General features: G+C 43.4%; 9 protein-coding genes. All 9 read right to left on the bottom strand.

Going from position 1 to position 12,757, the window contains the following annotated elements:
- Nucleotides 1-31: 31 nt before the first annotated feature.
- A complete protein-coding gene (locus tag VMX18_00140) occupies nucleotides 32-1,534 on the bottom strand; it encodes an AMP phosphorylase (protein ID HUT21803.1) in 1,503 nt (500 codons plus the stop codon).
- 319 nt (nucleotides 1,535-1,853) lie between these two features.
- The gene (gene rbcL / locus VMX18_00135) at nucleotides 1,854-3,119 is read right to left on the bottom strand and encodes a type III ribulose-bisphosphate carboxylase (GenBank protein HUT21802.1); all 1,266 of its coding nucleotides are present in this window, start codon (nucleotides 3,117-3,119) and stop codon (nucleotides 1,854-1,856) included.
- A gap of 281 nt (nucleotides 3,120-3,400) precedes the next feature.
- On the bottom strand, nucleotides 3,401-3,847 hold the full coding sequence (locus tag VMX18_00130; protein ID HUT21801.1) for an HAD-IA family hydrolase: 447 nt from the start codon (nucleotides 3,845-3,847) through the stop codon (nucleotides 3,401-3,403).
- Nucleotides 3,844-4,776, bottom strand: coding sequence for a translation initiation factor eIF-2B (locus VMX18_00125; protein ID HUT21800.1), 933 nt, complete (start codon nucleotides 4,774-4,776; stop codon nucleotides 3,844-3,846). Before VMX18_00125 ends, VMX18_00130 begins: the two co-directional genes overlap by 4 nt.
- 1 nt (nucleotide 4,777) lies before the next feature.
- Nucleotides 4,778-6,166: an MBL fold metallo-hydrolase gene (locus tag VMX18_00120; protein HUT21799.1), complete on the bottom strand. Its 1,389-nt coding sequence runs from the start codon at nucleotides 6,164-6,166 to the stop codon at nucleotides 4,778-4,780.
- 155 nt (nucleotides 6,167-6,321) lie between these two features.
- Nucleotides 6,322-7,020 carry a pseudouridine synthase gene (locus tag VMX18_00115; GenBank protein ID HUT21798.1) on the bottom strand — a complete coding sequence of 233 codons (699 nt, stop codon included), beginning with the start codon at nucleotides 7,018-7,020 and terminating at the stop codon, nucleotides 6,322-6,324.
- 15 nt (nucleotides 7,021-7,035) lie between these two features.
- On the bottom strand, nucleotides 7,036-8,763 hold the full coding sequence (locus VMX18_00110; protein HUT21797.1) for a DUF2207 domain-containing protein: 1,728 nt from the start codon (nucleotides 8,761-8,763) through the stop codon (nucleotides 7,036-7,038).
- 262 nt (nucleotides 8,764-9,025) lie between these two features.
- Nucleotides 9,026-10,969 carry a type IV secretion system DNA-binding domain-containing protein gene (locus VMX18_00105; GenBank protein ID HUT21796.1) on the bottom strand — a complete coding sequence of 648 codons (1,944 nt, stop codon included), beginning with the start codon at nucleotides 10,967-10,969 and terminating at the stop codon, nucleotides 9,026-9,028.
- A gap of 7 nt (nucleotides 10,970-10,976) precedes the next feature.
- The gene (locus VMX18_00100) at nucleotides 10,977-12,659 is read right to left on the bottom strand and encodes a hypothetical protein (GenBank protein HUT21795.1); all 1,683 of its coding nucleotides are present in this window, start codon (nucleotides 12,657-12,659) and stop codon (nucleotides 10,977-10,979) included.
- Nucleotides 12,660-12,757 lie beyond the last annotated feature (98 nt).

The raw sequence follows: 12,757 nt of genomic DNA, 5'->3' as shown, positions 1-12,757 counted from the left end.
CAAAGAATATCCGGCAATGCAACAGCGCCGATTATTTCTTGCTTATCTTGAAAATTTCCACCTCCCGGCTGGCCAAAACGCCCAATTTCAGCCTGTCATCCGATGAGCCGTAAACGGTGAACAATTTATCGCCTTTTTTAACCTTGGCGCCATAATGAACATGGAGGTGCAGTCCGGCCAATTTGTCGCTCGGAGCGCCCAAATTCATGCAAATTTCATTGATCGCTTTATTGTCAATGGCCGTCACTTTGCCGGACTTTTTCGCGTGAATTTCATATCGCTTGGCTCCGGAAGTGAAATCCTCGGAATGCTGGTTGGCTTTGCCTCCTTGCGCCACCACGATTTCATTCATTTTCTCCCAGGCCGCGCTTGATTTAAGCTGTTGCATGGCCATGGCTTTGCCATGGCCTTTTTTCGCGAAACCATTGAGCTCGAGCAACTCGCCCGCTAATAAAATGGCTTTTTTCTCCAAATCAAGCGGTCGAAATTTATGCCTTTGCAAAACGCGGAAAATATCGCGCGCTTCCAGGGCCGGCCCGATACCGTCGCCCACCGGCTCCAAAGCTTTGGTTTTCACCGCTTTGATTTTCATGCCGAATCGTTTGCCTAGGGCCATGAATTTTTTTTCAATCATGTTGGCTTTAACCATGTCCGGCACTTTGGTCGAAGGACCGACCGGAATATCCAAAACCAAATCATCAACTCCCATGGCCACCTTTTTGGCTAAAATGCTGACAATCATTTTATCGTAAGGCTCAAACGCCAGCGGCCTGGAGACTTTAATGATTTTATCATCGGCGGGCGCGAGATTAAGACCGCCGCCCCAAACAAAACAGCCGTGAGTTTTTTTGACTATTTTTTTTATTTCCGCCATTGAAAAAGAAACGGGACAAATCACTTCCATGGTGTCGGCCGTGCCGGCCGGAGACGTGATCGCCCGAGAAGACGTTTTGGGAATATACAAACCCAAGGAAGCCACAATGGACACGACCAGAGGGGTCACTCTGTTGCCGGCCAAACCGCCGACCGAATGTTTGTCCACCATCCGCTCTTTCAATTCCATTTGCTCGCCCGTTTCGGCCATGGCCTTGGCCACATAATAAAGTTCGTCTATCGAATAGTCTTTGACGAAACTTGAAGCCGCGTAATAGGTGGTCTCTACGGTACCCAGCGTGCCGTCCACAATATCCTTAATTACCGCGTAAATTTCTTCATACGTAACGGGTTTTCCCAAAAGCTTTTTTCTGATCGTTTCAATGGACAAAGGTCTGGACATGATATTCACTTCCACTATATCTCCCGATTCAACATTGGATTTGCGCCAAACTTCCGAAAACAAACCGATTTCGCCGGGCCTGACTTTGGAGGCCGTGGTATCCGCGATCACCGCCGCTTTTTTATTTTTGCTCCATTGCAAAAGCAAGCGATCTCCCGGATAAATGCCGTAGCTTTCAGCTTCTTCATCATTGATCACCACGATTTGCTTGTCGCCCGTGGAGAAATCTAGTTTTTTGCATTTTAGGTAAAAAGCCATACGTTACATGTTACAAATAATTGCTTCTAAATTAGCTAGCCTTGGCGTTATATTTGTTACGAATACGTTACAAATCATTACGGCTAATAAGCTAGCCTTGGTCTTTGGTTAATCGTTTATTACGAATACGTTTATGTTACGAATTACAATCTTCTATTTAGCTTTCAGGTTATCTGTTACGAATTACAATATTCTGTTTAGCTTTTAGGTTATTTGTTACGAATTACATTCATCTATAGCTAGAAAATATGCCTTAGAATCTTGTAATTCGTAACAACCGTTTGTAAGCCAAAGTGAATCTTGTAATTCGTAACATCCGTCAGGATTTCCAATACTCCAACGCTCTGGCCAATTCAACATGATCCTCAGCGTATTTTTTCAAATCAATGCCTTTACTGATCGCTTCGGCCGCTTGATAGCAGGCTCTGGCGCCGGCAGCCGAGCCGTCAGGATGTCCGTGAATGCCCGCGCCGAAATTAACAATCAAATCCTGCCCCAATATCTCAATCAATTTCGGCAATAACCCGGGATGCAAGCCGCCCGACGCTATCGGCATCACCGGCTTAATATTGCTCCAATCTTCTCTGACGACATTATACGCGGCCCAATCTTCTTTAAGCAAATTATTGACTGTCATGACCTCTTCTTCATTGCCTTCCATTTTACCGACAACCGTGCCCGTGTGCAATTGATCAATGCCGGCCAATCTGGACAACTTGGCCAAAACAAGCATGCTCATGCCGTGCTTTTTGTACCGAGTGAACATGGCGTGACCGGCTCGATGGCCGTGAATTATCAAACCTAATTTTTGTTTTCGCAAATACTGGACATTGTCCAAACCGACCGAGACCAAATCGATCATTACGCACCTGCCTCCGTATTTTTTAACCAACTTGGCGCGTCTGAGCATTTCATCAGGCGTGGCCGTAATATTGCAGGCGTAAAGTTTTTCTTGTTTGGTTTCCTTTTCCACTTTGCGCTTCCATTCAAAAACTTTTTTCACTCGATCTTCGAATCGATTGAAAGCCATGTCCGTCAAATTCTCATCGTCTTTGATCAAGTCAATGCCGTTGAGCCAGACGACCGCGGATAATTTGGCTTGCGCCAAGGCGGACAAACCCACTTTCGGCTTGATGATACTGCCCAAAAGAACTCTGTTTTTCACTTTTAAAATTTTTCTGATTCCTTCAATTCCGAAAGCCGGTCCCATGAAAGAATCAATGTATTTTTTTGGAAATTCAATATCTTGCCAACGCAAATTTTTCACGGCTTTCATGCCGAAAATGTTACCGCCCAGACTTGAAAGCAACTGCGGGATACTGCCTTTCTCGAACAAATCCATGGGATAAGCTATTTTGATGATCTTTTTTTTCTCGTTGATATAAAACACCCGCGCCTTCAGACGAACTGCGGTTTTCGGACTCAAGGTTTTCAGCTCCGTCCAAGACCCGATTGAGCTTTCGCCGGCCACGGCGTCCGCCGCTTCGTGAAATTTAACTTTATGCGGCTCCATGTAAAAAGTAGCGATCAGCTCCTTTTCAACCTTTGGTTTGTAGCCGATTTCAACGAATTTTATTGAGGACATATTTTATGGTTAGTAATCGATAATGGGTAATTTGAAACCGGAAACCGGGATTACAAGGCGAAGATTGCTCCATTGCTCCATTGTTTCATTGTTACGAATTACAAGATTCTATTTAGCTTTTAGGTAATTTGTTACGTATTACAAGATGCTTAGGCATAAAGCTATAAGTGAATGTAATTCGTAAAATGTATTAATCGGCCTACTCGATGATTTTAATTCGTAACAATGCTCCATGATACGTGATCCCCGCCTTCGCTCTTAAGCTTCCGCCTCCGGTGAAGCTACGGCGGACAGGTCGGCGGGCAGGCATGATCCATGATATGTGCAAGTATCCCCCAAACATCTACCAAATCATCAATCGCAAAATCCGCATTGCCCTTTTTTCCTCTAAAAACGGCCGTTTTTATACCTATTTTTCGCGCGGCCGCCAAATTGCTCTCATTATCGTCAATAAATAAAACCTCATTTGCTTTTACTTTAAAATCGGACAAGACCTTTTCGTAAACCGGCGTTTCTTTCTTAGAAAAACCTTCTTCTTGGCATATTATAACATGTTTGATATTTAATTGCTCAGCGAGTCGATGAACCGTGTCCGGTGAAAGATTGCTGACGCAAACGTTTTCAATACTCTTTTTTTCAAATTCAGCTAAGATTGCCCGAGCAAACGGATTGACTTCCCCGTTTTCATAGAGCACGCCAAGCAAATCCCAAATGATCAACTTAATCATATTAAAAACGGGTAAGCCGCTTTGACGCTTTTGGCCAAACGCTTCGGCTTTAGGACGCCGAGTTCGGTAATGAAACCGGTAATGTATTTGGCCGGAATAATATCAAAAGCGTAATTGATTATTTCAACGCCTTCCGGCGCGCCGGGCCAAATCTCCTTGCTTGGACGCTTTTCAATTTCCAAATTTTTCAAATATTTGGCGTCAAGATCCAATTTTAAAGATTGCGTGGCGATGTAAACGGGAATATCAGCTTCTTTGGCCGCCAAAGCCAAGCCGAGCGAACCGATCTTATTCACGGCGTCACCGCTTTGGGAAATAGCATCGCAACCCAGCAACAAAACATCCATGTCATAATCTTTTGTGTATTGACTGACGAAAAACGGTCCGGCCGAATCAACGACCTGCGTGTTTTCAATTTTTTTCTTAATCAATTCCTTTGAGGTGATTCTGCCTTGAAAAAGAGGCCTGGTTTCCGTATTGAAAACATGAATTTTCTTCTTGTTCTTTTTCGCCTCGGCCAAAACATCGATCACCGTTGACGAATGGCAATGGGTGAAGACATTGTCTTCGTCTTCAATCAACCGCTCGCCGACATCGCGAATATTTTTTTTATTGGTCGCCAAGCGAAACAAAAATCCGTCAATGCCGCGCTTTATTAAAACTCTCAATTCTTTCAATTCCATTTCCCTATTTTGCCTCAAATGATGCTCGACAAACCTGACCGCGTTTTCGGCCATTGGTTCGGTCGCTCTGGCGCGGCTCAAATAATGGCCGACCCGATGCAAACTTCTTATCAAATCGGCGGAAGTTTTCATTTTTTTGTCAGCCGACTCTTTTTTCAGCGCCAAAAGCACGGCCTCGCAGACACTCGTCGCGCCCTGAATTTCAATATTGACTATTTTTTTATAAATTTGATCGACGAAATTCATATCACAAAATAAAAGTTTCTCCCAATCTCGGGACTTCGACTTTACCCGTGAATTTATTGATATTATACAGATTATCCCTCATCACCAAACTTTCCGTTTCTTCGCCGTGAACGCAAAATATTTTTTTCAATCCCTTTATATTACCGGCGAATTCAAGCAACTCGGGCTTGTCCGCGTGAGCGGAAAATGAATTCAGCACGACCACCTGCGCTCGCAGCGGATATTTTTCGCCCAAAATGTAAACATAATTTTGCTTTTCCACCAATTGCCTGCCCAAGGTGCCTTTGGCCATGTAGCCGACGACCAGGATCAAATTTTTGGCGTCGCTGACATTGAACTTCAAGTGATGCACGATCCTGCCCGCCTCGCACATGCCAGAAGCGGAAATTATAATGCAGGATTTTTTGAATGAATTCAATTTTTGCGAGTCCTCCTTGTCCGTAATATATTTCAAACTGTCGAAATAAAATGGACTTTTCTTTTTTTGCAAAAACTCCTGCGCGGTTTCTTTGTCATAGGCTTCCGGATGCCTCATAAACACTTTGGAAATCTTGGTTGACAGCGGACTGTCCACAAAAACGGGCACCGGCGGAATTTTCTTCTCCTGATACAGCTGATTCAAAATATAAACCAGTTCCTGAGTGCGCTCGAGCGAAAATCCTGGCACGATTATTTTTCCACCGCGGCCGACCACGTCATTGATGATCCATTCGATCTCTTGCTTGGCTTGAAGATTTGATTCATGCAAGTGGCTGGCATAAGTCGTTTCGGTGATCAAAACATCTCCTTTCTCGACTTGTTCCGGATCATTTAAGATAGGCAAATTTTTTCTGCCCAAATCTCCGGTGTAGATCAATTTCAAATTTCGAGACGCTTCGTTGAAATTCGCCAACGTTATGGCCGAGCCCAAAACATGTCCGGCGTCGAAAAACTCGATGGTCGCGCCTTTGATCGGCTTAAACTCGTCGTGATAAGAATGAACAACGAACAAACTGACGGCCTTTCTGACATCAACCTCATTATAGAGCGGCTCGATTTTTCTATTCAGGTGCCGGCCGCTGTATCTGGCGTCTTGTTTTTGAATTTTTACTGAATCAAGCAACAATAGCTCCACCAATTCCTTGGTGATGGCCGTAGAATGAATGAATCCCTTAAAACCTAATTTTACCAATCGCGGAATGATGCCGGCGTGATCTATGTGCGCGTGGCTTAAAACCAAAGCTTTTATTTCCTTGGGATCAAACAAAAACTCACGGTTTTTCTTGTCCGCTTCGCCCCTTTTGCCGCCCTGAAACAAGCCGCAATCAAACAGTATTTTATTTTTATTTATTTCAAATAAATGTCTGGAGCCGGTCACTTCTCGCGCCGCTCCGCATGGTTTGTAGAGCATGTGTTTTTATTTGTATATTCATTTTAATTATAGCACATTGCTTCATTGTTGCATTGTTACGAATTACAATATTCTATTTAGCTTTCAGGTTATTTGTTACGAATTACATTCATCTATAGCTATATGCCTTAGAATCTTGTAATTCGTAACAATATTCATAACACGAGATTCTTAATCTCCTCTTCATTCAAATATCTGAATTCCCCGCTTTTCAATCCGGCCAGTTTCAATTTATTGATTCTGATTCGGCTCAAACTCCGGACTCGATAGCCCAAACTCTCGCACATTCTCCTGATTTGCCTGTTCTTGCCTTCTCGCAAAACGATTTGAAAATTCTTTGAGTCAGTTTGTTTAACTTTGGCCGGCAAAGTTTTGCCCTCCGTTATTTTAACCCCCTTTTTCATTTGCTCGATAAAACTTTTGGTGATTTCTTTATCAACCGTCACCGAATATTCCTTTTCTTTTTCAAATCTGGGATGAGTCAATTTCAAAGCCAAGTCGCCATCATTGGTTAAGATCAAAAGTCCGCTCGAATCTTTATCCAGCCGGCCGATCGGAAATAATCTTTCTTTGACTTTGACCAAATCCAAAACGGTTTTGCCTTTTTCTTTGCCTTTTTTTACAGTCGATAAATAGCCGATTGGCTTATTGAGCATGATGTAAATTTTCTTTTGTTCGGGCTTTACAATTTTGCCATTAAATTCAACTTTATCTTTCAGATCAACTTTGACGCCAAGTTCTTTAACCGTTTTTCCGTTGACTTTGACTTTTCCACGCAAAATCAATTCTTCGGCGCTCCGACGAGAAGCAATGCCGCAATCGGCCAGGTATTTTTGCAAACGAATATTTTCCATATTATGATTTGGGATTTACCAGCTTCCTCCACCTCCTCCTCCAAACCCTCCGCCTGAAGAACCTCCCGAAAAACCGCTCGAGCCCGATGAGCCGCCGCTTTGATAAGCAGGGGCAAAACCTTTATTGGCTTGAGACTCAAAGCCATTTAGCGCCGTGTACAAATAAGGAATGGCGAAAACATTCGGATTTTGGACTTCCAGCCATTCCGGCGGCTGTTTTAAAATACCGTCAAACACGGTGACCCATTTTTCAGTCATGCCCATTACCATGGCGAACGGCAGAACCTTACTGAAAATATTGGCCGCTTCCTCGCCCTTGATTCTGTCTTTTTCCGCCACATTGATATATTCTTTCAATCCCTTGACATGCCAAAGCATGTCCATGCCTTCTTTTGATTTTTTCGGCATGAAAATCCCAAAGACGATGACGATTATCGCGCTGACAACACAGCCCAGAAACAGAGCCATATTTTGCGCGCCCGCGCCAAAAATGATGCCCGCGCCTAAAATAAACATGCCCAAAAGAATAAACAGCCCTTTGGTCGCCACGGGATTGACGTAATATTTTTTTTCTTCAATATAATCTTTGGCGGATTTGATATACGCGGCTGAATCTTTGTAATCGAATTTTTCTTTCAAATCAGCCAACTTAACCGTTTCCGATCCTCCCGCGAAAATTTTATCGAGCAATAATTTTTGATACGCGGTGATTTTGGCGTTATCCGCCCACTCGCGATTTTTGATTATTTCATACTCCCCTTTTTCCGCGTTGATTTCTTTGATTTTTAAAATTCTCAAAGTGGCCAAATGCACCAATTCCGCCGGCAAATCTCGAGGAGAAAACATTTTTTCCTTTTCAATCACCGGCACCAAGCTGGGCGTCATCAAATCAGCGCCCTCATACTGGGCGATCACGGGTTTATTCGGTTTTTCGTCTTTGCCTTTTTTCAACCACCAAAAATACATTAAAATAAAAGCAAAAATCGGCAGGAAAATCGGATAATTGTCGCCCAAAAAAATGCCGATCTTTTTCGATTTGGAATATTCGGTCAGATAGCCTTTGGGAAATGAGATCGCGACGGTCAAATAATTATCCATGGCATTGGGTTGATCGAAAGTGCTGAAGGCGATCGTCTTGGCGTCTTCGTCGAAAATATAATTGCAGTCCTCGGCGACGGCGCCGGCGAGACCGGTGTAGCATTTGAAATTCAAGTCTTGCTTGGATATTTGTTTCGGCAACAGCACCGTGGCCGTGGCTTTGGCGATCGGCGCTTCCCAATCGTTGCCGGTCACGTTCCAATACAACTCGTCATGATCATCGAAAAACCTGATGCCGCGACTAACATCGTAAATGATGTCGAATCTTTGCTGACCGCCGATCAATTCATCCGGACTGCCGATTTTATATTCCCAAAAATTGCCGCTTTGCGTTCGCTCGAAATTCCAGGCCGAATTATCGGGCTTATAAATCCCTTCCAAATTTATTTTCAAAAAATAATTAAAAATTCCGGCGGTTGAATATTTCAATGGAATGTATCGAAAAATTCCATGCCGCTGTTCATTGAACGTGGCGGAAATTTTTTCCGTCACCGTGAAATCAGTGTTTTCATGCAGATCGATAACGGAGTCAAAAGAAGTTATGCGCCAAGGCAAAGTATCCGCCGGCAAAACCTGCGCGGCCGAAAAATTGGCCGATAAAAAAAAGAGAATCGCCGTCAATCCTCCAAAAATCATTTTTTTCATAATTTTATTATTCTCATTAAGTATATGGATATTACGAATTACATTCACTAGATAGCTATTTTGGCGATTTGTTACGAATTACAATTATCTATTAGGCCGATTAATATGTGTTACGAAGTACAAAATTCCATTTGGTCTATAGACAGATGTTACAAATTACATTCGCCTATATCTTTAAGCCTGAGAATATTGTAATTCGTAACAAATAACCTGAAAGCTAAATAGAATATTGTAATTCGTAACAATGTGCAGCAATATTAAATTATAAATTAACCTCCTCCCCCGCTTTAAGCTCTGTTTCTTTGGGCTTTTTTTCCGCGACAACCGGCCTTGGTTTGATCGCGGCCGTAGCCTCGGGCCTGACGACCTTGGCGCCGCTGTGAGAATTTCGAGTCGCGTTAAAAGACGCCGGCTTTTGCTTCATGACCGCGGATAAACTCAATTTGTTTTCAACGACCGCCTTTGGCTCGTCTATTTTTCGAGGTGCGGGCGATGTCGTTGGCGCGTTTTTGTTCAATTTTTTCGGCGGCTCAATGCCTTTGGCTTGCATGCGACGATAATCTTTCAAACATTCTTTGCATAAAACGGGTTTTGAAGGATCCGGTTTGAAATTGATTCTGGTTCGCTGGTCGCACCAATCGCATTTGACTATATCTTCATAAGCCGGTTTGGCGTCGCTTTCCGCTTTCTTTTCCGACAAAACTTCCTTTTTGACGACTTTTTCCTCAACCTTTTCTTCCGCCTTTTCCTCCGCCTTTTCTTCCATAATCTCGGCTTCTTCCACAGGCATTATTTTCTTGCGGTAATTTCTTAAAAAATCAATGCTCTTTTCAATGGCGCCGCCATCAGACGGTTTTTCGTCGCTCTCGCCTTCCGTCTGCTTTTCTTTCAAATCTTTTTCAGCGCGAAGTAGCATGGCTTCGGTTTCCACGCCACTCCAACGGGCTATTTTTTCTTCCACTTCTTCGCGGGATTTGGCGTATCTTTCCCTGGAATTTATGATAATCTGCTCAATGTTACCCGTTGATTTGGCCACCGGCGGCAAGGTCGTCGCCGAAAACGGATCAGAAGACACACCGTCAATCATCAATTTCAAATAGACGTTGTATTTCGGCAAATTCACCAAATCTTCTTCCGTAAAAGTGGGAGTAAATTCCATGACCAATTCCTCGGCGTCCATGGCGCCCACTCTGAAGATCACCAGCGTGCCCACGTTGCCGAAAACCGCGGGCTTGACGATTTCTCCGAGCTGTTCGATATATTGATGAGCGATGATTAAATTCAAACGATATTTTCTGGCTTCGGACAAAATGTTGGCGAAACTTTCGGTGGCGAAATTCTGGAACTCATCGACGTACAAATAAAAATCGTTTCTTTCTTCTTCGGGAATATCCACGCGGCTCATGGCCGCCAATTGAATTTTGGTGATGAACATGGCGCCGAGCAAACTTGACGCGTCTTCACCGATTCGTCCTTTGGACAGGTTGAGAATGATTATTTTATTTTCATCCATCGCCTTCCTGATATTGATGGTGGATTTTACCTGACCGACAATATTTCTGATAATCGAGGTGGATAAAAATTGACCGACTTTATTTTGAATAGGCGAAATAGCTTCCACCAAAAACTGCTGATTGTATTTGGTGAATTCATTCAACCAAAAAGCCTTGACTACCGGGTCTTGAATTTTTGCCACCACTTTTTTTCGATAATCGTTATCGACCAGCATTCTATTGACTCCGAGCAAAGTGCTGTCCGGATAATCAAGCAAGGCCAAGAGCGCGTTTCTGAGCAAATATTCCAAACGAGGTCCCCAGCTGTCCGCCCAAATTTTCTTAAACACGCCGATCAGACCGGAAGCCACCAAATATCTGTATTTGGGTTCCACTTTTTCCAAAACGTTAAAAGCGATCGGGTAATCAATGTCAGCCGGATTCAAATATATGACATCGTTTATTCTGTTGTTGGGAATGAAATCAATCACTTTTTCCGCCAGCTCGCCGTGCGGATCCACCACCGCCAAACCGTGGCCGTTGGTAACGTCAAAATTGATCAAATTCTCCAACATTACGGATTTACCCACGCCGGTTTTTCCGACAACATACATGTGCCGGCGCCGATCGTCTTGCTTAATTCCAAAACGACGCCTTTCGTTTCGAAAGTTTGTTTCACCGAAAACCGCGATGTCCGGATTGTGTTTTGGCATATTTAATTTATTCCACAAAGGGCAAATTATTCGGCGCGCCGAAGTCCGAATCGTTTTTGTCTCTTTTTACGGGCGCTTCATTTTTTTCTTCATTGATGGAAAATTTTTGATCGATCAGATCGGACGGAGTTTCTTTTTGAAAAATATTTTCATCAATTGCTTCTTCATTTTCGGTTTCTTCTATTTTATATTTTTCTTTTATCAATTTTTTCCTGGCCGCGGTCGTCTGTCCGGTCTTATCCACGGCAAACCGCTTTTCGAAATCATCGGTGGCAAAATCAATCAAAGGTTCGAACTTGGCCTTGGACTTGCCAACTTTTTGTTTCTTTTTGCCGGAAATTATCGGCGTGCCCAAAATCGGCCGCTCTTCCATCATTTCCGTGGGCAATTTCATGGGCGCGCCGGCCTTTTTACTATCTATTTTTTGAACCAGCGGAGCTTTGGTTTCAATGGTCGGGAAATGCCACAAACTGGCCAACTCCTCGATATTCATATAAAACGCGTCGCCGAACGAATCCATGGATCGGCTTTTATACAATTCCAAAATTCTGTTTTGTTTTTTGCCCATTCTTTTTTTCGGAAAAATATAAGGCGGCACGGTTTTGGTTTCTTTTCTCGGCTTCATGGAATTCAAATCTTCGGTATTGAATTGCTTGAGCGCTCCAAACATGCCCGAAACCGCCAAACCTTTTTTAAAAACTTCTTTTCTGCCGAAATAAACAAATCTCATTTTCGTCTTGTAAGCAATTTTACTTGTCTTTCTGCCGATGCCTTCGACTTGAGCTTTTTTATCCGGCGGCAAATAGGCCATTATATTGGGATCTCTTTTCTCTTCTTTTTTTTCTCCGGCTTCTCCGCCAACGAGCATCTCACCGGCAGCTTGCAAAATGGTCAATGGCGCGGTCAGCGCTTTGTCCAAAAGAGTTTGTTTGACTTCGGTTTTAATCCCCAAAATCTTATTCATTTCCTTGATGGCCGGGGCGACCCAATCTTTGCCGAGCACTGGCACGATCAAGATTTGAAACCAAAGCTGTTCTCCTTTGCCGATTCTATTCATTATTTCCAAAAGCGCGGCCAGCGGATCTTTTAACTCCTGCGTCATCTGATGCTCAAATTCCGGATATGTTCTGATGGGATAATAATACGGCTTAACCAGCTGAATGTCAGCGCCCCAAAGATTGTATTCTTCATCCGGAAATTTCACTTTCACCGGAGTCGCGTAATCATTGACTTCGGTCAATTCGGCATCCGGATATTGAGCGTAAATGGCCGCTTCCACCAATTCCCTGAACTTAACCGGCGTTCTGACCACGTATTGGACAAAGCCGTCGATGCTGACGATTTCCATGCTGTAGCCCACTTGAAAATAGCCGTCAATGTATTTCTCTTTCAAATTAGGATCGTTATGCGCGCCGGCCAAGGCCGCGAAAATGTTTTCCACCGCTTTGGGCGACTGCTCGATCAGCCTGGGAATATCAATGGCTAAAAAAACATACGACTGTTTGGAATCGAAAACGGTCTCGCGCCAATACATCCACAATTCTTTCATTCCCCAAAGAAAAATTATCAAAAACAAAATCCAACCGCCATGGATGAATAAATACCACAAACTTTCGTAAAGAGGCATTCGCGCCAATTTTTGGATAATGGTCAAATCCAATTCTAATGCTCCGAATTGTATGGAATTCATATATGCTGATATTATAACATATTTATAATTCGACCGCCAAAGTTTTCCTCATGTTTATGCACTTTCAAAACAAAAAAACCGGGCTGAACGCCCGATTT

The sequence above is a fragment of the Candidatus Bipolaricaulota bacterium genome (genome assembly GCA_035528115.1).
GTDB lineage: Bacteria > Patescibacteriota > Patescibacteriia > UBA11705 > DATKZF01 > DATKZF01.
This window is presented reverse-complemented; position numbering and strand designations above follow the sequence as displayed.